Annotated in this window: 19 protein-coding genes and 1 pseudogene; 2 read left to right on the forward strand and 18 right to left on the reverse strand. The window is 61.2% G+C overall.

The annotated features are described in order from the left end of the window. Nucleotides 1–41 precede the first annotated feature (41 nt). From CO667_RS35860 to CO667_RS12625, 7 genes are all read right to left on the reverse strand, one after another. On the reverse strand, nt 42–590 hold the full coding sequence (locus CO667_RS35860) for an MCP four helix bundle domain-containing protein (RefSeq protein ID WP_097618687.1): 549 nt from the start codon (nt 588–590) through the stop codon (nt 42–44). Between the two features lie 573 nt (nt 591–1,163). Next, nucleotides 1,164–2,210, reverse strand: a complete 1,047-nt coding sequence (locus tag CO667_RS12600; protein ID WP_179874132.1) for a carbohydrate ABC transporter permease — start codon at nt 2,208–2,210, stop codon at nt 1,164–1,166. Nucleotides 2,211–2,223: 13 nt separating this feature from the next. Then, nucleotides 2,224–3,210 carry a sugar ABC transporter permease gene (locus CO667_RS12605; protein WP_097618689.1) on the reverse strand — a complete coding sequence of 329 codons (987 nt, stop codon included), beginning with the start codon at nt 3,208–3,210 and terminating at the stop codon, nt 2,224–2,226. Nucleotides 3,211–3,212: 2 nt separating this feature from the next. After that, nucleotides 3,213–4,319 carry a sn-glycerol-3-phosphate ABC transporter ATP-binding protein UgpC gene (gene ugpC, locus CO667_RS12610; protein ID WP_097618690.1) on the reverse strand — a complete coding sequence of 369 codons (1,107 nt, stop codon included), beginning with the start codon at nt 4,317–4,319 and terminating at the stop codon, nt 3,213–3,215. Beyond that, on the reverse strand, nt 4,307–5,671 hold the full coding sequence (locus CO667_RS12615) for a glycoside hydrolase family 28 protein (protein ID WP_097618691.1): 1,365 nt from the start codon (nt 5,669–5,671) through the stop codon (nt 4,307–4,309). The genes ugpC and CO667_RS12615 overlap by 13 nt, the downstream gene beginning before the upstream one ends. Further along, complete coding sequence (locus CO667_RS12620; protein WP_097618692.1) at nt 5,668–6,762, reverse strand: glycoside hydrolase family 88 protein; 1,095 nt, start codon at nt 6,760–6,762, stop codon at nt 5,668–5,670. Before CO667_RS12620 ends, CO667_RS12615 begins: the two co-directional genes overlap by 4 nt. 16 nt (nt 6,763–6,778) lie before the next feature. Further along, entirely contained in the window at nt 6,779–9,301 is a 2,523-nt protein-coding gene (locus CO667_RS12625; RefSeq protein ID WP_097618693.1) for a hypothetical protein, read from the reverse strand. A 191-nt stretch (nt 9,302–9,492) separates the two neighbouring features. On the opposite strand from CO667_RS12625, the gene CO667_RS12630 reads away from it, so the two are divergent. Further along, nucleotides 9,493–10,779 carry an ABC transporter substrate-binding protein gene (locus CO667_RS12630; protein WP_097618694.1) on the forward strand — a complete coding sequence of 429 codons (1,287 nt, stop codon included), beginning with the start codon at nt 9,493–9,495 and terminating at the stop codon, nt 10,777–10,779. A 170-nt stretch (nt 10,780–10,949) separates the two neighbouring features. Here the strand turns inward: CO667_RS12630 and CO667_RS35365 are convergent, their stop codons facing one another. Next, a complete protein-coding gene (locus CO667_RS35365; protein WP_179874128.1) occupies nt 10,950–11,105 on the reverse strand; it encodes a hypothetical protein in 156 nt (51 codons plus the stop codon). Here CO667_RS35365 and CO667_RS12635 point away from each other — a divergent pair. Beyond that, the gene (locus tag CO667_RS12635) at nt 11,104–12,369 is read left to right on the forward strand and encodes a DUF3422 domain-containing protein (RefSeq protein WP_097618695.1); all 1,266 of its coding nucleotides are present in this window, start codon (nt 11,104–11,106) and stop codon (nt 12,367–12,369) included. The genes CO667_RS35365 and CO667_RS12635 overlap by 2 nt on opposite strands. 67 nt (nt 12,370–12,436) lie before the next feature. Here CO667_RS12635 and CO667_RS12640 read toward each other — a convergent pair whose 3' ends face one another. The 10 genes and pseudogenes from CO667_RS12640 to CO667_RS12690 form a co-directional block, all read right to left on the reverse strand. Beyond that, nucleotides 12,437–13,144, reverse strand: a complete 708-nt coding sequence (locus CO667_RS12640; RefSeq protein WP_097618696.1) for a YafY family protein — start codon at nt 13,142–13,144, stop codon at nt 12,437–12,439. A 110-nt stretch (nt 13,145–13,254) separates the two neighbouring features. Further along, nucleotides 13,255–14,188 (reverse strand): annotated as a pseudogene (locus CO667_RS12645) (NAD(P)-dependent alcohol dehydrogenase). Continuing rightward, nucleotides 14,185–15,057 carry an NAD(P)H-binding protein gene (locus CO667_RS12650; RefSeq protein WP_097618697.1) on the reverse strand — a complete coding sequence of 291 codons (873 nt, stop codon included), beginning with the start codon at nt 15,055–15,057 and terminating at the stop codon, nt 14,185–14,187. Before CO667_RS12650 ends, CO667_RS12645 begins: the two are co-directional and overlap by 4 nt. 21 nt (nt 15,058–15,078) lie before the next feature. Further along, on the reverse strand, nt 15,079–15,456 hold the full coding sequence (locus CO667_RS12655; protein ID WP_097618698.1) for a nuclear transport factor 2 family protein: 378 nt from the start codon (nt 15,454–15,456) through the stop codon (nt 15,079–15,081). Nucleotides 15,457–15,697: 241 nt separating this feature from the next. Next, nucleotides 15,698–17,842: a methyl-accepting chemotaxis protein gene (locus tag CO667_RS12660; RefSeq protein ID WP_097618788.1), complete on the reverse strand. Its 2,145-nt coding sequence runs from the start codon at nt 17,840–17,842 to the stop codon at nt 15,698–15,700. 16 nt (nt 17,843–17,858) lie between these two features. After that, complete coding sequence (locus tag CO667_RS12665) at nt 17,859–18,788, reverse strand: substrate-binding domain-containing protein (protein WP_097618699.1); 930 nt, start codon at nt 18,786–18,788, stop codon at nt 17,859–17,861. Nucleotides 18,789–18,987: 199 nt separating this feature from the next. Further along, entirely contained in the window at nt 18,988–19,872 is an 885-nt protein-coding gene (locus CO667_RS12675; protein WP_097618700.1) for a carbohydrate ABC transporter permease, read from the reverse strand. Beyond that, nucleotides 19,862–20,836, reverse strand: coding sequence for a sugar ABC transporter permease (locus tag CO667_RS12680; RefSeq protein WP_179874133.1), 975 nt, complete (start codon nt 20,834–20,836; stop codon nt 19,862–19,864). Before CO667_RS12680 ends, CO667_RS12675 begins: the two co-directional genes overlap by 11 nt. Before the next feature lie 43 nt (nt 20,837–20,879). After that, the gene (locus CO667_RS12685) at nt 20,880–22,103 is read right to left on the reverse strand and encodes a sugar ABC transporter substrate-binding protein (protein ID WP_097618701.1); all 1,224 of its coding nucleotides are present in this window, start codon (nt 22,101–22,103) and stop codon (nt 20,880–20,882) included. 50 nt (nt 22,104–22,153) lie between these two features. Further along, nucleotides 22,154–23,473 carry an alpha-L-fucosidase gene (locus CO667_RS12690; protein ID WP_097618702.1) on the reverse strand — a complete coding sequence of 440 codons (1,320 nt, stop codon included), beginning with the start codon at nt 23,471–23,473 and terminating at the stop codon, nt 22,154–22,156. Between the last annotated feature and the right edge of the window lie 139 nt (nt 23,474–23,612).

The following is a 23,612-nucleotide window of genomic DNA, read 5'->3' on the forward strand; positions in this document are numbered from 1 at the left end:
TGTCACCAGCACGATATAGCTCGTGACGATGGTCTCGTTGGTCACGCGCTTGCGGCATCGTTCTTCCGTTTCAGTTCCGCCTTTGCCCAGGCATAAAGCTCTGTTACGTCGGCGTCGAACTTCATTCTTGCGGGCTTGAAGCTGCCAATTGACAGATGCAGAGCGGTGGTATCGTCGCTCGCCAGCGACGCCGTCACGATGGGCGGCGTTATCGCCTGCAAGCCGCGCAGATCGGATTTAACCTCGTCGAAACGCGCCTTTTCGCCTGGATAATGGCTTGCCGCATCATCGATGAAGCCCGCGGTCTCATCAAACACCTGCGCTAGCTCGCTTTCCGACTTCTTGACGCTCTCCTGATCCGGCTCGGCAATGAGGCGGAAGAGAACGCGGCCGATCGAGTCGGAATTACCGGTGATTTCCGCAAGCTTGTTCGTCCCGCTTGCATCCACGTCCAGGAGCCTGCTGTAGGTGTCGTCGATCGACCGCAGCTTCGTGGAAACATAGACACTGACGCTGACCCCGACGATGACGGTGAAAACTGTCAATCCCAGCAGTTTCGGGCCTATTTTGAGAGACTTCAGGGAAATCATGATACTGTTCCAGTGCGTGCGTTAGATATTTACAGAAATCAAGCATCGTACTCGCTTCACATTCCGGCGTTTTGGCAACTCCAATCGGAAGCATGTACTATTGCGACGAAATATATCGCGCGATTATAGAGTATCCGAACAAGATTACTTATGAGTGTGATGAAATTACCCGCAAACCCAGGATGCAATCGAACATATAATTATAATTTTAGAAAATTACGGAGTATTTTCGGCGCATCATGGCCGGATCTATTGTTATGTCCGTCTGACACAAGAAATTGCATGCGGAAATTAAGATGGTGTAAACGATACAATAGCGTTGGCGCCGGCACTCGGAATTTTGCGCATTTCGGATAGTCACGCATAAACCGTACAGGCTGGCCGAGAAATTTCGCTCAGAAAATGCGCAATAGGCTTGGAAGCCATGCGCAAGACAAACGGCTGAAGCGCGCCGCATCGATCTACTTCGATGCGGCGCGCTTCAGCCGGCGCTCAGAGATGCGAATGCGGTTTCGCTTGGGAGGAGATCTGGCTCCACGTCTCCCCCGATTTCGGGTTATGCGCCAGCCTCGTTTACTTCATGCCGGTTCCGGCAATGCCTGTCGTGATGTATTTCTGCAGGAACAGGAAGACGACGGTGACAGGCAGCAGGCTGAGGAAGGTCATCGCCAGGATATAGTGCCACTGCACCGAGAACTCTCCCTGGAAGGCGTTGAGGCCGACCTGCAGCGTGAAATTCTCGCGACTGTTGAGAACGATGAGCGGCCAGAGAAAGTCGTTCCAGCGCCAGAGCACCGAGAATATCGCCAGCACCGCAAGCGCGGGCGCCGTCAGCGGCAGGATGATGCGCCAGAAGATGCAGAATTCGCTCGCCGCATCGACGCGCGCCGCCTCGATCAGCTCGTCCGGTATGGTCAGCATATATTGCCGCAGCAGGAAGACGGCGGTCGGAGAGGCGATCGTCGGCAGGATGACACCCCAGAGATTGTCGGCAAGCCCGACACCGACGATGACGAGATAGGCCGGGACCATGACGACTGCGAGCGGGATCATCAGGGTCGAGATGATGATGACGAAAACCGTCGTGTCGCCGCGAAATTTGTATTTCGACAGCGCAAAGGCCGCCATGGCGTTGACGATGAGCGTCAGAAGCGTCGCAACCACGGTGACGAAGACCGAATTCTTCAGGAAGGTCAAGAAGTTGAAGCGCGTCAGCGGATCGGTGTAATTCTCGGTGGCGACGGTCAGGTGCTGCACCGGCGTGATCCCCTTCACGTCGACGCTGACCGGCTGCCCCGGGTTTGCAGGATCAACCATCTGGGCCTTGAGGCCGATGCGCCGCACCATGGCCATTTCGCGCGAGCGGCCGTCGATGGTGACCTGCCAGAGGCTGAGCGGTTTGTCGAAGCCGGGCACGGTCTGCTCCACGGCGGCGCGCGGCAGCAGGGTCGGCGGAAAACGGGTGATTTCGGCCGCCGGCTTCAGCGAGGAGAGGCCGGCCCAGACGACGGGAACGAGCACCGCCAGTGTTCCGCCGATCAGCCAGACCCATGACAAAATATCGGTGATGTCGATGCGTCCGGCCCGGCGCGTGCGCGTCATGAAGCGGATCGGGTTCATAGAGCTGTTCATCTCAGGACTCCATTCGCTTGCCGAGGCGCAGCTGTATGAGGGTGAGGACCAGAAGCACCAGTCCCATGAGAACCGATGCGGCAGAGGCAAGGCCGAAGAGACGCAGATCGCTGCTGAAGGCCATCTGGTAGATATATTGGACGATGAAGCTGTTGGCCGTGCCGGGACCGCCGCCATTGGTCAGAACCCAGGCCTCGTCGAAGATCTGCACAGACTTGATCATCAGAAGGATGAAGACGACGAGCAGGTTCGGCGCAAGCAGCGGCAGCGTGATCCTGAAAAGGGTGCGGCGCGGCGAAGCGGCGTCGATGGAGGCCGCCTCGTAGAGCTCCTTCGGGATCGCCTGGAGGCCGGCGAGCAGAATGAGCGTGTAGAAGCCCATGTGGAACCAGACCGACACCACGACGACGAAGAAGCGCGACCAGCCGACATCCAACAGGAAGATTTCAGGAGGAACGCCAATCATCTGAAAGAAGGCGTTCAACAGCCCATTGCGATCGAGGAACCATTTCCAGATCAGGCCGATGACGACGGGCGACAGCAGCACGGGATAGAAGAACATCGCCCGGAAGAAGCCGCGCGCAAAAATCGCCCGATTGAGGATCAGCGCCGTAATCAGCGCCACCAGCAATGTGGCGGTGACGTTCAATGCCACGAACCAGAGCGTATTCCACACCGCCGTCCAGAACAGCGATTCCTGGCAGGTTCCCGGCTGCAGATAATTGCCGCAGGACAGCAGGGCACGGAAATTGTCGAAGCCGACGAAGGGCCGCTCCGAGACGAAAAGATTGGTGCCGCCGGTGAAGGCGTAACCGACCGCGATCGCGATCGGAAGGAACGTGAAGATGGCGAACAGAACGAGGTTGGGCGTCAGGAACAGCCAGGGCATGCGCTTGCGGCCGAAGACGCGCTCGACCGCATTCATCGGAGCCTCGACCACCCTCATCGCCGTTTCGCCCGCCTGGGAGAGCAATGCACCAGCCGCCATGATCAGCGCCTCCCCGGTCCTGGTCGACGGGCAAAAGCAAGTTCGCTTTTGGGATCGAACAGATGAATACGTGCCGGATCGGCATCGATCACGAGCCGGTCGCCCTGAACAGGTGCGAAATGGCCTGCCTCGTGGATGATGATCTGCTCGTCCTGTCCCTCGAGGTTGCCGTAGACATAGGTCTCGGTACCCAGGCCTTCGTGATACTGCACGACGAACGGCAGGCCCTGTCCGCTGGACCGGGAGAAATGGGCAGGCCTTATGCCGGCGAGAACTTCCTGCCCCACCGCAATGCCGGCGGGGTCGACATCGCTGACGATCCTGCCGCCGTTGGCGACATCGATGGCGATGCCGCTTTCCGTGACGGCCGCGACCTTGCCCTTGATGATGTTCATGCGCGGCGAGCCGAGGAAGCCGGCGACGAAGAGATTGCGCGGATGGTCGAAGAGTTCCAGCGGTGCGCCGACCTGCTCGACCCGCCCAGCGCGCAGCACGACGATCTTGTCGGCCATCGTCATCGCCTCGACCTGGTCGTGCGTGACATAGATCATCGTCGTCTTGATCTCGCGGTGGAGCTTGGTGATCTCGGCCCGGGTCTGGACGCGCAACGCCGCATCGAGATTGGACAGCGGCTCGTCGAAGAGGAAAATATCCGGTTCGCGGACGATGGCCCGGCCGATCGCCACGCGCTGGCGCTGGCCGCCGGAAAGCTGCTTCGGGCGCCGGTCGAGATAGGGTTCGATCGCCAGCATCCTGGCGGCCTCGGCAATCCGCGCCTCGATCTCGGCGCGCTTGAATTTCAGGTTTTCAAGGCCGAAAGCGAGGTTCTTGCGAACGCTCATATGCGGATAAAGCGCGTAGGATTGGAAGACCATGGCGATCTTGCGCTCGGCCGGCGAAAGGGCACTGACGTCGCGGCTCCCGATCGCGATTCCGCCCGACGTCACCTCTTCAAGGCCGGCGATGACGCGCAAAAGGGTCGACTTGCCGCATCCCGACGGGCCGACGAAGACGACGAACTCGCCGTCCTTGATATCGAGTTCGACGTCATGCAGCACTTTGACGGAGCCATATGACTTGTTGACGGTGGAAAGTTTCAGTTCTGCCATGTCCCGCTCCCATCAGGTGCCGCCGTTTCGAAGACGACGTCGATTGTGTTCCAGCCTTGCGGCCGAGGTGTCGGCCTATTGATCCGCACCTCGTTCATCAGGATCCCGGCAACATCAGCCACATAGACGGCCGGCATTCCTCCGGGATAGTGTTCCAGGCCGATCACCCGCCCGTCCGAGCCGCGCGTCCAGGCATTGGCCCGGCCGCCGCCGTCGGCCTTCGGCGCCAGATCCGCGTTCGTCGGCCGCAGGTCATAGAACTGAGCGGTGCCGAGCTGCCCCGGCTGCTGATCGATGCCGATGCGCGCCAGCGATACGTTGCGGATGCCGGCCGATGAGGTCGAAATGACGGTGATCGCCCCTTCCATGCATCCGGTGATGTCCTCGACAACGAGGTTTTCGATGGCGCCCGCCGTGCGTTCGGCGACGCGGTCGACGACGTTGACGGTCAGCGCCTCCCCAGAGCCCCAGAAACCATCGAGCGTTTCGCGGCACTCTACCGCAATCCGGGAAAACCTCACGTTCGAGATCCGGCCGCCGTCGCGCGAAAATATGCCGAGCGCCCGGTTGGAGGACGAGACGCTGCAATCCTCGAAGACGACATTGGTGACGTCGCCATGCGTTTCCGTGCCGATCTTCAGCGCGCAGCTGAGGCTCTGAACGGAGCAGCGGCGGACAAGAATGTTCTCGCATCGGCCGATGGCAACAGCCTGCGGACCGATGCTCGTCTTCAGGCATATGCCGTCATCGGCCGTCGATATCGTGCAGCCCTCGATGACGGCGCCGCGGCAGGCATCGAGGACGATGCCATCCGTATTGGGCAGGCGGCGGTCGTTTTCGATGGTGACGTTGCGGACCGCGACATCGGTGCAGTCGACGAAATGCAGCGTCCACATCGGCGAGCGGCTGATCGTGACAGAGCTGATCTCGACCTCGTCGCAGCCTTCGAAGACGACGACGCGGGGACGGAATTCGGCCGGGATGAAAGTTCCCACTGACTCGTCATCGCCAATGATGAAACTTTCGCAGCCGGCTTCGATGCGCCCTTCCCCCGTCAGGCTGATCCGGCGCACACCTCTCGCCACGATCATGCCGCGGTCCGATTTTTCCGCGATCACCGAAACGCTCGTGTGCGCGTAAGCCGCATAATCGGGAACGGGACGCAGGATCGCGCCGGCGGAAAGATGCAGATCGACACCGGAGCGCAGCCGGAGCCCCTGGCAGATGTGGATGCCTGCCAGGAGCTCCAGGCGTCCGCCGCCGGAAGCCGAAAGGCCGTCGATCGCCGCCTGCAGACGGTCGGTATTGTCGCTGTCGAGCGCCTCAATCGCGACAAGGGAGGTAGCACTCATTGGCGATGGCCGTTCTCGATGACGACTTCCGTCAGCAGCAGCATGGTCAGCGCCTGGCCATAAGGAGTGGGCAGGTTCGGGATGCGGCGGTAGAAATCGAGGTCATGGCCCATCGGCGTGCCGTCCGAGACGCCGTGGACGACGCCTTCTTCGTCGATCTGCGCCAGCACCGCCGCAAGCGCGCGCTCGGCATAAGCCTTGTCGCTTTCGGCAAGAATGCCGGCGTCGACGGCGCGCAGGATGCCATAGGCGATGCCTGCTGTGGCCGAGGTTTCCAACGGCGAGGACGGATCGTCCAGAAGCGTCGTGAACATGCCGTCCGGCCGCTGATATGCCTTCAGCGAGCGCACCTGGCTGACGAGAACGTTCGACAGGAAACGCCGGTCCTTCTCGCTGAGGTTCGGCACGATGTCGAAGAGTTCAGGGATCGCCACCGTGATCCAGGCATTGCCGCGCGCCCAGAAGGCATTGGCGAAATTGTGCCGGCCGTTGAAGGTCCAGCCGTGATACCAGAGGCCGCTCACCGGATCTGAGAGATAGCGGGTGTGGATCAAGAACTGATAGACGGCCTCGTCGATCCAGTCATTGCGGTCGCAGAGCACGCCCGCCTGGGCGAGGAAGAGGCAGGCCATGAACAGCGTGTCGTCCCACAATTCGCCGTCGTTGAGACGCTCCTTGACGACGTGCTGAAAGCCGCCGTCTTCGGTCTTCGGCAATTCCTTGACGAGCCATTCGGCCCAGTCCTCGACGAGAGCGCGGAAATCGGGGCGATCAACATGCTGGACGAGAATTGCGAGCGGCAGCATCGGCGCCGTGCTGTTGATCTGGCGCGGCGGAATACCGCGTTCGATCTGGGCGCTGTACCAGGCGACGAGCTCCTGCAGCGCCTTCTGGTCATTGGTGGCAACCGCGCGCCTGAGGAACCCATAGAGGCCGACACCGACTTCCCAGTCCCATTCGTCGAACTGGATTCCGGAGGCAGCGCTTCCCGTCACGAGACCTTCCTTGATGCCTCTGAGCCGGCTGAAAGCCGTCGCCACGCGATCGATCGTCGTCAGGAGAGCGGCGTTATCGACAGATGCTGTGTTCATGCTGGAGACCTATGTTTCAGGAGTAGAACGGCCCGTCAGTGCCGGCTTGGGACGCGGCGCTGTCGTGGGTGAGGATCGGGTGCGGCTGATCATGCGTGAACGGCCGAGGCTTGCCGGCGATTAAAAGACCGTCGGCATAGGAAAGAGAGAGCGCCGGGCCGCCCGGCGGCGTCAGCGCAAGATGCCGAAGCGCTGGATCGAAGGAAACCGTCGTCTGGCACAGGCGTTCGAGAAAAGCCTTGAAGGCGTCGCCATCGCCACAGCCAATGATGGCCGCCCAGCCGCAAAGCGACCCAAAGGAGCGTGCCTCTCGGCCGGCGGTCGGCCCGTCGGTGATCAATTCCAGGCCGTTCGAGGCCCAGAGGGCGGCAAATCCTCGGCCCGATCGCGCGATCAGCCACTTGTCTTCGACGATGAGATCGTCCAGGCCGTCGCGGCCGATATAGGCATGGGTCCACGCATGCCGTGCGTCGCTTGTGTCCTCGATCAGGAGGGCGACGTCGCGATGCTGGGCGACGCGCGGCAGGATGCCGTTGCCGGCCCAATAGGACGGCCTTTGATTGCCCCAGGGATCGTCCTCGCCGGGATGGTTGACCCACAACCTCGCCATCGGATGGCCGGCCAGTCTGACATCGAGGACGTGCTGCTGGTGGCCTTTCTGCCCGGTCTTGTGATCGACGACCGTCGAAAGCTGCGCCGCCTCGTTCTTGAACAGCACGAGTTTTCCACTCTCCAGCCCCTGGCTGTAACGCGCCTCGACGTTTCTGCCCCTGGGAAGAACGGCAAGCTCGGTCAGTTCGGCGGGCGGCTCGTAGCCGCCGGCGCAGAACATCGTCAATGCCGCCACGCCGTTGTTCAGCCAGCCGGTGCCGAAAGCGACCTGGGCGAAGGGCGCAAGCTCGGTCAGCGGGCCGGCGCGCAGTTCCTTGTCGTAGGCACGGCCCTGCGAGCCGGCGGGAACGCCGGCAAGCGTATGGAGGGCGATCATGCGGAAGATGAGATCGATCTGGCCGCGGGCGCGATCGGCGATCTCACTCTCGGCCCAGCGCTCCAGCGCAAGCAGGCCGATGAAATCGATCGGGTAATAGGCGGCCGAATTCCACTCCGCCAGACCATGAGCCTCGACACTGTCGAACCAGCGCCCGAGGCGCTCGACGGCAAGTTCCGCCTGCTGCCGTCCCGTCCGCGCAGAGGCCGAGAACAGCTCGTCGGGCAGAAGAAGCCCGGCCAGCAACTGGCTGGTATGAAAGCAGAGCACATGGTTCTCGCTCCAGAACCACATCGCATCATTGCCCGGCTCGTCGACCCAGTAGCGATAGGAGAGAACGGAACGGCGGATGCGATCGACCGTGGCCTTGGGCATCCGGTCGCCATAGGCGCCGAGCAGCCACAGGAGCGGCACCATGATGAAGTCCGAGCAATCCTCCCGCGAGTCGATCGAGGCGAGCGTCATGTCGACGATGCGGTCGAAGGTTTCCTGGTCGTCATGACCGGTTTCCATCATCGCGATCAGCCGCCCGGCGCGGTTGGCGCCGAAACGGGCGCTGTATTCCAGCGCCTGCCGCTTGCGGGCGGAAAGCGATGCCTCGGCCGGCAATGGCGAAAGGCTGCTCATGAAGGCGGCATCGATGACGCGGGTGACCGAACCCGGCCCGGAGCCGATCGTCATATGGATGCCGTGATAACCGTCCGCAATGCCGCAGACATCTTGCGCCGTCAGACGGCTCTGACGGGCATGCAGGGTCAGTTTCGAATGGGCGAGAACGGGCCGCTCATGGCCATGGCCGACAACCTTCAGTTCCACCGGCAGATCGCGCTCGGGCGCCGTGTCGAAGATGATCTCCAGCGGCTGGTTGACGAAGACGTCGCGGGCCGGGCGCACGCCGCGCGAAAGGGCTTCCAGCTCGCGCACCTCGTCCTGATCAAGCGACACCGGCAGCAGCACGCAGAGCGGCGCCTTATCCAGCATTTCGAGCTCGAAGAACCAGGTCGTGTCGCGCTCGGCAAGATCTTCGGTATGGACGAGAATCTCGTTGTCGCCGGCTTCGAGCGGCAGCGTTATCTCAGTCGCGCTTTCGACGTTGCGCTTAAAGGGCTCGAAGCGCACCGCCTCCTCTCCGTTGACCCAGATGCGAACGCCGCCGCAGGTCTTGAGCGCGAGATGGAGCGTGCACGGTGCTTCCGTCCTGAACGTGCCCTTCAGCCACCGTCTGACATGTGTGGGCACATGCCAGAAGCTGGTAAACTCGACGCGGCGGTTCGAGCCGGGAAGATAGAGGCTTTCGGTCGGCCAGGACGTGTCGGGCGCCAGCGCCCGCCCCACCATCGTCGACCAGAAGGCCTTGCGGCAAGGCAGGTCGCCGACATCGACGAAACCGTTGATGAAACGATAGTTCACGCGATCTTCGGCCGGGGCCGGCTCGCCGGGAAAATAGCTGGCGATGAGGCCGGAAACGGCCCATGCCGTTACCGTCTGCCCCTCGGCCACGCTGTATGCTGGCGCCATATCGCCCGGCTGCTTGATGCTTTCCGTTTTCACAGATCGCCTCCTCCGCAATCCTATGAAAATATTTTCACTAGGTCATTTGTGTGCGTAATTTTTGAAAATTGCTCAAAAACATCGCTATTCGCTTAGAAAATAGCTTGACGGAACGAATGTCAAGTATATGAAATTCACTTATCGATGGCTTATGCCGCGATTGATGAAAATGTTTTCATGGGAGGATGAAAATGAAAACGTATCTTTCAGGGGCTTTCGCACTGGCGCTGGCCACCGTTTCTTTCGCATGGTCCAGCGTGGCCATGGCGGAAACCCAGACGATCACCTTTCTCTTCACCGACGACGACCAGGCTTATGTCGAGCGGATGGAAGCGCTGAGCAAGGAATTCGAGACGGCGCATCCCGACATCAAGGTGAATTTCGTCTCGTCGGGCTATGATGCCGTCGCCAAGCAGCTGCCGGTGCAGCTCGCCATCGGCGAAGGTCCCGACATTGCCAAGATCACCGACTGGCAGCTGGCACCCTATTACCTCGACATGCGCCCGCTGATGAAGGATCCGGACGGCTTCGCCAAGCTGCACGGCGACAGCCTGAACACGCTTCGCTTCCCCGGCGTCAACGATCCGAACTCGATCAACGGCTATGTCGCCTCGCAGACCTTCAACCTGCCGTTCGTCAACAAGACGCTGTTCGAACAGGCGAAAGAACCGCTTCCCAAGCCGACCGCCACTCTGAAGGACATCGTCGAAGCTTCGGCGCGCGTCGCCAAGGCGACCGGCGCCCAGATCCCCTTCACTATGGACCGCTCGGGCCATCGCTTCTCGGGTGCTGCCTTCTCCTACGGCTCGAACTACGTCAAGGACGGCAAGTTCTCGTTCCCCGACGATGCCGCCAAGCACTACATCACCGATCTCTATAACTGGACGAAGGACGGCTCTTTCCCGAAGGAAATGTGGGGTGCGGCCGGCGGAACCCAGTACAAGAACATGGGTGACGAGTTCGTCAACGGCAATGTCGTGACCTATCTCGCCGGCAACTGGATGGTCAATCCGTTCCAGAAGAAGATCGGCGACGCCTTCGACTGGACGGCGATCAGCGCACCCTGCGGCGATGCCGGTTGCTATGCGATGCCGGGCGGCACCGCGATCGTCGGCTTCAAACGCACCAAGTACCCGCAGGCCGTGGCCTCATTCATCGAGTTCCTCGGCTCTGAAAAGGTCCAGCGTGAAATCGCCGAAAACTACGTCATCCTGACCGGTGCCGACATCAAGGACCCGCAGTACAAGCTCGAGAGCAAGAACGCCAAGGAGGCCATGGCCGTCTTCCTCGCAAGCCGCAACAGCGCACCGAAGGCCGCCCGCGACCTCGAACGCCTCAAGGGATCCTCCGCCATCTATCAGTTGATCGTCCAGAGGATGAGCCAGCTGATCGTCGGCGAACTTTCCCTCGACGATACGTTCAAGGCGATGAGCGCCGATGTCGATAAGGTCAACGTGGCCCTCGCCGCCAACAAGTAACCGGCCGCGCCTGTCTCCCACAGATTGCGCGCTGCATCAGCCACGGCCTCGCAACGGGCCGTGGCTGATCGTTTTTTTTGCGGCGATGTCGGCAGGCGCCGCCGCGCAACTGGTCGGAAGCGTCCTTATCAGCCGCTCGCTCTGACAGCCGGCCAAGCCGGCGCGGCACATCAGCGCGAATAGGCAAGATGGACAGTCAGGCGCTCGTGACACAGGACCCAGGAGAGGCTATAGGCGTTGTCGGCCTGCGCGGCGCGCCGGCTCAGGCTCAATTTACTAACGCCGGCAAATCGGCGGCAGTCCAGTCCATTGAGGTGCATTTTCATGCCACTCGGCTCCGAGCATCCGCTGCGAAGGGAACTTCACAACGAGCTCCACGCGCGCCCGTCACTTTATTTCGATGGCGACACCGATGTTTGGCACATCGCCATCGTCGGCGAGAATGGCGCTCCTTCGTTGCCCAAGTCCCTGCCGGGGTTGGAAGATGTCACCATGACCGGCGAGGGCAACCACGGCATCGGCCGCGTCGGCAACGGCCGGTTGAAATGGGAAGCCCATACCGAATTCCTGACGCTGACCTTCGTCGTGCCGGCATCGGCCGAACCCGGCAGCAATCCGCCTGAAGCCTTTCAGGCCTGCTGCCGCCAGATCGACGGAAAGGTCATCGCCGCAGTCCGGGTGCTGGTGCGCGACGAAACGGGCGGAAATCGTCCCGAAAAACCGAAGCTGGACTATGTCGCATCCGAGGTTGGCGGCGGCGATGCGGAAGTACATTCGAACTTCCGCCTGAGCGACAGCGGCTTCGTCGAGTTCCTGTTCTTCAACCGCAACCTCAACGCCTACAGGACCGGGCGCATGGTCCGGCGTTTCCTCGAGATCGAGACCTATCGGATGATGGCGCTTCTTGCGCTGCCGATGGCGCGCGAGACAGTATCGAAGCTTTCAACCTTCGACAGGCGCCTCGATCTCTTGATCGCGCATATGCAGAGCGCCGTCAAAGTCGACAAAGCGCTGCTGTCCGAGGTGACGAGGCTCTCCTCCGACGTGCTCAACTTCTCAGCGCTTGCCCGCCACCGCTTCGGCGCGACGAAAGCCTATGCCGAGATCGTGGCCAGCAGGCTGTCGGAGCTTCGCGAGGAACGCGTCGAGCAAAGGCAAAGGCTAGGTACGTTCATCGACAGGCGCTTCCAACCGGCTGTCCGCTCGGTCTATGCGGCAGAACGGCGCCTCGACGAACTGGCCGAGCGCGTCAGCCTCGCCGGCGACCTGCTCAGAACCACCGTGCAGGTTCAGCTCGAAGATCAGAACGCCTCGCTGCTGACCTCGATGGAGGAGCGGGCGCGCATCCAGGTGCATATCCAGCAGGCGGTCGAAGGCTTCTCCGTCATCGCCATCACCTACTACACGGTCGGCCTGGCTAAGATCTGCCTCGAAAGCATTGCCGAACTCGGCGTCGATCCGCATATGGCCAAACTCGCCGTGCTGGCCGCGATCCCACTGGTGCTCTTCGCCGTCTGGACCGCTGTCCGCCATGTCCGCAGGAGCATCGCTGGCGTCCCGCACGGTCCGGTATCCGGAAGCCACAACTGAGCGCGCGACGTTCGCCGGCCGTTCTCATTTTCAGTTTGCGCAAAAACCCCAAAGCGCGTCGCATGAATCAGGTTCGCGCACCGGGCGCCGCCGCACGTTCCGCATCGACCTTCGCCCTCCATTGCTTGACCAGATCGCGACGACGGCCGGGATAACGTTCCTCTCGCCGCTCCACGCGCATAACCCGATCGGCGCGGAACAGTCGGAAGTCTTGCCGCCATTCGCACCAGCCCGCGATGAAGCGGTTCGTCTGAACGAAACCGAGCATGATCGGCCAGATGATCCTCTCGGAGAGGGTGCCGTTCGGATCGCGATAACCGATGAGCAGCTTTCGCTGCTCCCGCATCGCTTGCCTTATGATCCCAAGATCGAATTCATTCGCCTGGGCCGGCGCCCGGCTGACGTGAAAGGCGTTTTCATGCAGCGCGGGTCGCAGTTCGGCTGGCAGCACGGCGCCAATTTTGCCGATCGCGTTTTGCGCGGCCATCGCCAACCCGGCATCCGTCTGTCGGCAGACCCACTGGGCACCCAAGGTCAGCGCATGCAGTTCCTCCTCGGAGAACATGAGGGGTGGCAGCAGGAAGCCGGGCTTCAGGACGTAACCAAAGCCCGGCTCACCGTCAATCTGGGCGCCTAAGGCCTGCAAGGCGGCGATATCCCGATAGATCGTTCGCAGGGATACCCCGGCTTCGCGGGCAAGCTCAGGCCCCGGCACCGGACGCTGGTGCCGCCGCAGCGTCTGCATGAGGTCGAAAAGGCGGTTACTCCTGGACATGAAACCAAGTTAGCACGAATTGTGCCAAAATTTGGCAGCATGCTGCCAGAAAAGCGTGCCACATCGACCGAGATTCATACGGCCCGCTTCAGCTATCGAACGACATGCCGTCAGTTCATGGAGACCAGCCCTTTTCCCTTAAGCTTCCGGCCAGCTTCTAGTGCGGTCACCAATGAGATCGCGTCCTCCAGCGGGATGACCTGGGCAACCGGCAGCTTCAATTTTCCTTCACTTGCCGCTCGGGAAAGACCGTCCAGAATATCGGCTCCCGCCGTGCAGATGATCGGCTTCAGCTGTCGATTGACGAGAGCACGGATGAATTTGACCGGCGTGGGGTTGATGTCGAGAAACACACCGCCTTTGCGAAGCAGGCCCAGCCCGGCCGCCACCGTCATCGTGGCTGCTGTGTCGTAGACGACATCGTAACGATCGCCGATCCTCGACAAATCGGTCGTCCGGTAGTCAAACACTGTCTGACACCCGAGATCGCGCGCGCTCTGCGCGCCTTCGGCACTGCAACTGCCCGAGACTATCGCACCGAGCATGCAGGCAAGCTGGACCGCCGATTGACCGACGGCGCCACCGCAGCCATTGACGAACACGCGTTGCCCGCGTTTCAAACCCGCTTTGTCGACGAGGCCGTTCCAAGCCGTGACGCCCGGGGGTCGCGAGGCAGGCTGCATCCTCAAAGGAAATCGAATCTGGCTTCCTGGAGACGAAAGCCTCGGGCGCGATCACGGCTTCGCCGATCGCCCCGCCCTCTTTGATCGGCGCCAGGCCAAATACCGCGTCGCCGGGTTTCACGCGCGTGACGCCGAGCCCGACGGAAATCACCGTGCCTGAGAAGTCGCTTCCAAGGGCGCGTGGGAATTTCTTCCCCGTCACCATCTTCAACGCGCCGTTGCGCACCTTCCAATCGATCGGATTAATGGCCGCGAAGCTGACCTTTACCGCGACCTCACCTTTGCCGGGCGCACGAAGTTCGAAGTCTTCCAGCTTCATCAACTCCGGACCGCCGTAACCGTCATACTGGATCCGTTTCATATCAACCCATTTCTCTTGAGGGTGGCGGAGACAACGTCAATCAGCGGTGTGCTTGGCCGGCCAAGAAGACGTTCCAGATCGGTGCTTTCGCTGAACCAGTCGCCACGCTGGGTGGCGAAACTCGCATCGGCGACAAGCTCCGCGAGGAAGCCCGGCAGGATGGTTGCCAGCACTTGTCGATACTGGTCGAGGGACATGTCCTGATAGACGAGCGGTTTGCTCGCGAGCTGCGAGATCGTGGCTGCCATGTCTTCCATGGTGAAAGCGGTGCCGCCGAGTTCGTAAACGGCGTTCCCCTCCAATTCGCTCGCAAGAACAGTTGCCGCCGCTTCCGCCAGATCCTGACGGCTCGCGCCGGACACATACCCGTTTGCGGCAGCACCTAGGAGCTCGCCTGTCATCAGGGCATAGCCAATGTTGCCAAGATCGCCGGCATAGACCTCGATATAGGCTCCGTTACGCAGAAAAATGTGAGGCAATCCGGTCGCGGTGATGAAGTCTTCGGCCTGCTTGTGCTCTTCGCCCAGCATCAGGGTGCTGGTATCGCTGTTGATGAACCCCGCATAAGCGATCGCGCCGACTTCCGCCTCCACCGCTGCCTTCGCTGCGCTCTTCATTTGCGGATACCGCCGCCCGAAATCAGCGGACGGAATGAGTAGGATCTTGTCTGCGCCGGCAAAAGCGGATGCCAGTGTTTCTGGCCGATCGTAGTCTGCTTCGCGAACCTGAAGACCTGCGGCTGCCAGATCCTGTGCCTTGCGCGGATCGCGAACGGCAGCGACCAGCTCATGGGCGGGTACGCCGCGCCGCAGAAGAGCATCGATGACGAGCCGACCATAACGCCCGGTCGCGGCGGTAATTATAATCATAGGCAACCTCCGCGATCCCGGTCAGTGCTGCGCTACGTTTTTCGCGTATTCCGCGAAGGGCGTGCCGTCATAGATCACTGTCGTCGACGCCAGCTTGCCGTCCCTGACCGTGATATGCTCGGCCACGATCGCGTTCGGAACCGGGTGGGTCTGCGCGTCGTAGACAATGACGGCGCGCTCCTCGTCGCCGAAGATGGCAACCAATGTCAGTTTCTCGATCATCCTGGCAAAGCCTTCCTGGAAACCACGGAATGCCTGCGCGCCTCGAATTTCTCCCAGAGGAGACGTGCAGACGACGTCCTCGGCGGCAACCGAAGCAATGGTTCCGATGTCCTTGTTGGCCATGGCGTCGAAATAGGTCTGGGCGATCATCAGGGCCTTGCCGTTTGTTCCAGCCATCGTTCTTTCCTTCTGTTGAGTGGCGATGGTCGGTGTATAGCGCAAGGCAGTGACAGATTTTGTCAGCATGATGCGCGCCGGGTTTCCCGCGGCGGGAACTGATAGCGGGCAGCATGGGACTTGCGGCGAAGGCGCTCCTTCTGACGCGCGAACGCCGCCGCCCCTTTCGAGGCGGCGGCGTTCGATGCAAGTGCTGAAACGTTATGGCAGATCTGGTCGGGCCACCTGCCTCAGCAGAACGTCAGGATGCCATTGCGTACTGGCGATGTTCCGATGCCCGGCCGCTGCTGGTCTTGAACCGCCGCAGCAGTTCGGCAAGGCTTTCGGTTTCCTGTGTCAGGCTCTGCGCGGCCGCCGTCGTTTCTTCGACCATTGCGGCGTTCTGCTGCGTCACCTTGTCCATCTGGTCGCCGGCAGCCGAGACCTCGCGCAGGCTCGTGGCCTGCTCGCGGGCGGCCACGGCGATCTCGGCCACGGTCGCATTCATCGCCGTGACCTGCTCGACGATCTGTTCCAGCGAGAGGCCGGATTCGCCCACCAGCTGGACGCCTGTCTTGACCTGGGTCGAGGAGGTGGAGATCAGTTCCTTGATCTCCCTCGCCGCATTGGCCGAGCGCTGGGCGAGCTCGCGGACTTCCTGGGCGACGACAGCAAAGCCCTTGCCCGCTTCGCCGGCGCGTGCCGCTTCGACGCCGGCATTCAGCGCCAGCAGGTTGGTCTGGAAGGCGATCTCGTCGATGACGCTGATGATGTTGCCGATCTTCGACGAGGAATTTTGAATTTCCGTCATGGCGGCGATGGCACGGGCAACGATCTCGCCACCCTTTTCGGCATTGGTGCGGGCCGTCGCCACGACACCCTGGGCGCGGCTTGCGCCCTCGGCCGTTCCATTGACGCCGCGGGTCACCTCTCCGAGCGCGGCTACGGTTTCCTCAAGCGAAGCTGCCTGCTGCTCGGTGCGGCGCGCCAGATCGTTGGAGGCTGTCGAGATTTCCGAAAGGCCGGACCGGATGGTGGCGACCGCGCGGATGACGGAGGCGACGGCCTCTTCGAGGCTCGCGACCGAATTGTTGAAGTGATCGCGAATCCTGACGTAGCGATGGTCGACTTCGCCGACGCGCACGGTGAGATCGCCCTTCGAGAGTGCATCCAGCCCGACGGAAATCTGGCGGAAGGCATGCTCCATCACCTGCGCGTCGGAGAGCCGCTCGGCCTCCTGGCGCAGTCGCTCTTCTTCGGCGGCGAGGCGAGCCCGTTCGGCATTGGCCTCGGCGATCAGCTTGGCGCGTCCCGTTTCCTGGAAAACCTTCAGCGAGCGGGCCATGGCGCCGAGTTCGTGGCGATGCTCGACACCGGTGATCATGATCCCTTCCTCGCCGCGGGCAAGCTGCTCCATCGACTGGGCCATGTTGCGCACCGCCGAGGAAATCAACCGGCCGACGAAATAGGACAGCACAAGTCCGATGACGATCAGCAGACCGCTGATAACCAGCGTCGCGCTGGTCGCGGAGGCGACCGTTGCTTCGACCGAACCGTCCAGGTTCTTCTGCGCGCCGGTGACGCTGGCCTGCAGATCCTTGAACTCGCCTGATATCTTCGGCGCCAGCACATTGAGCTGCGTCTGGCGGATATTGCCGCTCGCCTGCAATACGTCCTTCATGTCGCCAAGACGGGCGGTGTAGTTCTGCATGAGCTGACCGGCACCCATTAGGCGCTTCTTCTGCAGCTCGTTCTTGGCAGCCTTGGCAGCGGCGTCATTCAGCGAGACCGCTTCGGCGAGTGCTGCCTGCGCCGTGTCATAAGCGGCGAAATCGTCGGAATGCACGAAGCGTTCGGAGAAATAGAGGCTGCGGTTCAAGGCCTCGAGCGTTGCCGCCGTCATATGCAGCAGAGCCACGTCGTTCTGGCGCCAGGCGCTGCGCATGACGTCGTTGAGCGCAATGCTGGTCCACGGCCCGAATTCGGTGACCTTGGAAATCAGCGCATCGCGCCGGGCCTGCAGGGAGACGATCTGTTCGAAAGCCTTGCCATAGGCGGCAATATCCTGACGGATCGCCGAAAGGCCGGACTGCAGGTCCTTGTTGCCGGCAAACCGCGGATCGTCGGCGTCGAAGGCTTTCACGCCGGCGCGAAAGCTGTCGACGACAGCCGGTGTCGGCGTCGAGCGGAACGCTTCCGCCGACACCTGAATCTCGTGCAGCTGGTCGCTGTAGTCCGAGATGGCAAGGCTCTGGCCGGCCGTGGCGCGATAGGACGCGAAGATCGAGGCGAGCCCGTTCATGCCCGAAATCGCGCTGACGGTCAGCAGGCTCATCAACAGGATCAGCGGCACGAAGCCGGAGGTGATCTGCGCGCGAATGCCGAATTTATTCCAGAAATGCAACATCATAGTCCTCTTATGCTCACTGGCTTTTCGGCAGATAGCTGGCAATGTTCTCAGGTGTGACGAGTTCGAACGGAACGTTGTTTTCGCGCGGCACCTTCTCCTTTTTGATGAGCTTCATGGCGGCTTCGACCGCAGCCGCACCCTGCCCGACGGCGCTTTGGAGAACGGTGACGTCGAGATCGCCCGCCACCATCGCGGCGAGCGCGTCGTCGGTCGCGTCGACGCCGGCCACGACGACGTCCTTCATCGGGATATTGGCCTTCTTCATGGCGCGGATCGCACCGAGCGCCATCTCGTCATTGTTGGCGATCACAGCGTCGAACTTGACGCCGGCCGCCAGCCATTCCTGCATCTGCTGATCGGCATAATCGCGCGACCAATAGGCCGCTTGCTGCTCGACGATCTCCAGGCCTTTGCATTCCGGCGTCGCGATGACATCGGCGATGTCCTGGGTGCGGGTACGGGCGGCCACATGGAAGACCTCCCCCATCAGCACGACGACACGGCCCTTGCCCTTGAGGAGAGAGCACACTTGCTTCGTCTCGAGCGTACCGGAGTCTTTCTCATTGGAGGCGACAACGACCTGATTGTCCGGCAAGTCCGAGAGATTGGAGGGCGTCGTGTTGATGTAGATCAGCGGAACGCCGGCATCCGCTGCGATCTTGGTCATTTGCGGTCCGAAATCGCCATCAGACAGCATCATGATGATGGCGTCGACCTTGTCGGCAACGAACTGCTGAACCTGTTTCTTCTGCAGCTCATTGTCGCCGTTGGCATTCTCAGTGACGAGCTTGAGGCCTGATATCGTCTTCCCGTGCGAGACGACGCCGTTCAGAAGCATCTCTCTGAATTTGTCGAGATTGGTCATCGAAACCCCGATCGTCTGCGCATTGGCAACAGAGACCGATATCGCCAAGGCGATGGATGCAAGCGTGGCGGTTTTCATGAATTCCCCTGCGCGATTCGGATACGAATGCGTTATTTCAAATTTTGGTTAAATTTTACTTTTCGAGGTGAAGCGAAAGTTAAGCGCGCAGGAATGACCTAGCGGCGGCAGAAGCGCATTCTTTGGCGGCGCTCGGCCGGACTTGAATGACATCGAGCCGAACTTGATGCGACGGCTTCAAGTCTTTGTTTAACGAGAATTATCTTCCGCCGAAACCGGAGCCGACGCTGATACCCTTGTAGATCACCCTCTGCAGCACGATGGCGAGGATCACGCCCGGCACCATGGAGATGGTCGCACCCGCCATGATGTAGTTCCACGCGGTGCCCTGCTGTGTCTGGAACAGAGTGAGTCCGAGCGGCAGCGTCGCTCTTTCGACGCCGCTGGTGGCGATCAGCGGCCAGAGGAAGCTCTTCCACTGGGCGATGAAGGCGAAGAGTGACAACAGGCCGATGGCCGGCATAGCCAGCGGCACGATGACGGTGACCAAAATGCGCAGACGCGAAGCCCCGTCCATCATCGCCGCCTCGTCGAGATCCTTGGGAATGCCGAGGATGAACTGCCGCAGCAGGAAGGTGCCGAAGGAAGAGAAGGCGACCGGCAGGATCATGCCGTGATAGGTATTGATCCAGCCGAGCTTGCTGACGACGAGGAAGAGCGGGATGACCAGCATCACCTGCGGGATCATCAGCGTGCTGAGATAGGTCAGCAGCAGCCCTTCCCGGCCAGGAAACCGCAGCCGGGCGAAGGCGTAGGCGGAAAGGCACGACACCACAAGCACGATTGCCGTGACGCCGCAGGCGACGATGATGGAATTCAGCAGGAAGGTTCCGAACGGCAGTGAAACGAAGGCGTCGACGAAAGTTCCCCATTGATATTCTTCGGGGAAGATGCGGACCGGAACGGCCATCACTTCGGCGTTGGAGCGCACCGCGTTCGATACCATCCAGAAAAAGGGAAAGAGAAAAAGCAACGCGATCAGCGAAAGTCCCGCATAACTGATGAATGTGCCGATGCGCCGCAAGAGGCGGTGCCGATCGGCAGAGACGGAATCCGGATGCCGAGAGGTCGGGTCAATCGTCATAATGCACCCATTTGCGCTGCATGTGGAACTGCAGGATGGTGAGCGCCATGATCATGACGAACATCACCCAGGCGAGAGCCGAGGCATAGCCCATCTGGAAATTGGTGAAGCCCTTCTGGTAGATGGCGAAGCCGAGCGTCGCCGTCGCCGAGCCCGGGCCACCACGTGTCATCGCAAAGATCTCGTCGAAGACCTGCAGCGAAGTGATCGCCGTCATCACGGTGGCAAAGAAAATGGTCGGCGAGATCAGCGGCAGGCGGATACGCCAGAAGCGCTGCCAGACATTGGCGCCGTCGATCGTCGCCGCCTCGAGATAGTGCTTCGGCACAAGATCGAGCGCGGCGTTGAACATCACCACGTTATAGCCGACATTCGCCCAGAGGGTGACAAGCACGACCGCCTGCATGGCCCAGGTCGAGCTCAGCAGGAAATTCGGCAGGCCGAGGCCGAGCGAACGAATAACGCTGTCGGCCAGCCCGTCCGGCGTAAAGATCAGCAGCCACACCACCGAGGCGGCGATCGTCGGCGTGAAGGTCGGCAGGAAGAAGATCACCCGGAAAATCGCCTTGCCGCGCTTCAGGCTCGATATCCACACCGCAAGCGTCAGCGAGACGATGATATTCACAGCCAGATACTCGACGGCGAAGAACAGCGTATTGCCCAAAATGGTGTAGAACGCCGGATCGACGGTAAAGAGCTTGATATAATTCTGGAAGCCGACGAAGGACGGCGTCGAGATCAGCTGCCAATTGGTGAAGCTGAGCGCCAGCGACGCCACGATCGGCAGGGCCATGAAAATCATGAAACCGAGAAAGCTCGGCAGCAGGAACAGCATGGCCGTCTGCGTCTCAGGCTTGAAAAAGCGCCGTGGCTGTCTGGGCTGCAACGGAATTTCGGCGACGGCGCTTTGCGACATGTCTTCCTCCATGCGCGGCAGTTGCTGCCGCGACGAGAGCTGGCCCATGCCCCCGAAAACGAATTCGATTTTCGGGGGCATGGGCGGCGCTCTATTGTTGCGCGAGGCTCTGGATCGACTCCATTGTCTGCTTGGCGTCGGCGCTGCCGGCGAAGGCAGGTGGGAAATACTGGTTGAAGAGGTTTTCCACCGCCGCCCAGTTGCCGGTGATCACATAAGGTACGGAATGCGCGAGCGAGTAGTCGATGGCCTCGCCGCCATTGGTGATGTCCTTGGCCGCCACCTGATACCAGGAGGATTGCGCCGCCGTGCGCGCCGGCAACGCACGCCCTCCCTCGGCGAGGTAGGCTAGCGCTTCGGGGCTTGTCAGCACCTGAATGGCCTTCCAGGCCGCATCCTTGTTCTTGCTTGACGTGGAAATACCGAAACCGGAACCTGCGGTGACGGCCGAGAGCTCGCCTTCGGCGCGCGGCAGGGTGGTGAGGCCGATCTTGAACTTGGCCTGGCCCTTCATGCCGATGATCGACCAGGGACCATCGATATACATGGCGATGTTACCCGAATTGAACCGGCCCTGGACGACTTCGCCGGGATCCGCGCCACCCGAGGGAACCAGCGGCGCGATCTTATCCTTGGCGGCAAAGCCGATCAGCCTGTCGGCGGCGGCAACTGCGCTCGCACTGGTCAAGTCAAGCTCGCCGGCGTCGTTGACGTATTTATCGCCCCAGGCCGCAGCCAGGACCGAATAGTTGGTCGGCGTGATGCCGAAGCCATACTTGCCGTCCTTGGTCAGCTTCTTGGCGGCATCGGTGAACTCGGCAAGCGTCCAGCCCGGCTTCGGCAGCGGAATGCCCGCGGCTTCGAGGGCATCCTGGTTATAATAGATGACCCACGGACCGACGTCGTAGGGCAGGCCATAAAGCTGTTTGTCGACGGACATGCCGCCGATGATCGAGGGGGTGAAAGCGCCGACGTCGAACTTGTCGGCAGCGATCCGGTCATTCAGAGGCTCGAGCAGCGAATAGAAATTCGGCATGCGCAGCGACTGCATGGACACGATGTCGGCGAGCTGGCCGGACGCCGCCAGCACCGGCAGCCTCGTCCAGTAATCGACCCAGCCCGTCGTCGTCAGCGTCACCTTGATGTCGGGGTACTTGGCGGTCACCATGTCGGCCAGATGCTGCCAGCTCTTGGTGTCGGCTTCGGAGCCGGTCCACATCTGCCAGGTCAGGTTGACCTGCTCGGCCGATGCGGCTGTGGTAACGAGACTGCCGCCGATTGCGGCTAGAAAAAGCGCCTTCTTCAGAACCTTCATGGGTTTCTCCTCCCTCCATGAATGTAAAGGACACGCGAGTGCGATCGAGCTCACGCCTTGAGGATGATCTCGATCACCGGCACGGTAACGTCCGGGCGCCGGACCGGCAGTTCGAGCGTGATCATGCCTTCCGGCACCATCACGCCGATATTGGAATCCACATCCCTGGTATGGCTGAGCCAGCGCACCTCGCTGGCGTCGTGCAGGAACTGCGCATAGGCAATCCTGTTGGCGAGGCCCTCGATATGGATGTGGCGGTAAGGCCAGTTATAGACATGCAGGTAGAGGCGGTTGCCGCGCTGGGTGTAGCGGCAGCCGGCCGGCACCGGAAAATCGGACGCGCCGGCCCCGGAAATGGAGCGTGCGTTTACGGCCATCCAGTTCTGGTAGACCTCCAGCGCGTCGATGGCGCGCGCATCAAACGTGCCGCGGCCGGTCGGGCCGACATTCATCAGCAGGTTGCCGCCGAGTGCAACGGAATCGATGAGCAGCTGGACGATCTGTTCCGGGCTCTTCCAGCTATCCTCGTCGCGGTGGTAACCCCAGGAGCCGCTGAAGGTATGGCAGGCTTCCCAGAGCACCCCTTGGCTCGCGATGGCAGGCGCCACGCGGGGCGTATATTGCTCCGGCGTCGTTATGTCGGGCAGCTTGCTTGGCGGCAGATCGAGGCGATTGTTGACGATGATTTCGGGCTGCAGCTGGCGCACCAGTTCGAGCAGTCGTTCGCTCTCCCAATCGGCGCGCCCCTTGCCGGGCAGGCCGCGATATTCACGGCCGGGATAGCTGAAATCGAACCAGATGATGTCGATACGGCCGAAGCCGGTTAGAAGCTCGCGCACCTGTTCGCGCATATAGGCGGCGTAATTGGCGATGTTGCGGCCGGCATTCAGCGCCTCGGCCTGCGGATGGTTGCGCAAGGGGTGGTGGACGTCGATCGGGAAATCCGGATGGTGCCAGTCGAGCAGCGAATAATAAAAGCCGATCTTCAATCCCTCGGCGCGAAAGGCTTCGACCAGCGGCGTCAGCAGGTCCCTGCCGCAGGGCGTGTTCGGCGCCTTGTAATCGGTGACCTTGCTGTCCCAGAGGCAGAAACCTTCGTGATGCTTGGTCGTCACCACGACATATTTCATGCCGGCAAGACGCGCGCGGCGGGCCCACTCCTTGGGATCGTAGAGATCAGGATCGAAGTTGTCGAAATAGCGCTGGTAGTGGTCATCGTTCAGCTCTTCGCGGTTCTTCAACCACTCGTGCCGGGCTCCAAGAGCATAAAGGCCCCAATGGATGAACATGCCGAGGCGATCATGGCTGAACCAGGCGTGCTTACCCACTCCCGGCACCGAATTTTCCGGCTGGCGCTCCGAACTCGTCACAGGTTTCTCCTCCCTGTTTCCCGGCTTCACGTCATGTCGAACCGGTTCGGTGGGTGAACATCTTCCTTGATCCGGCGCCTGTCAAGCCGAAATTCGCAAATCGCTAAACTACCAATTAAGCCGCGCCACGGCGGCAGAT

It is taken from the genome of Rhizobium sp. L43 (genome assembly GCF_002531725.1).
Classification (GTDB): domain Bacteria; phylum Pseudomonadota; class Alphaproteobacteria; order Rhizobiales; family Rhizobiaceae; genus Rhizobium.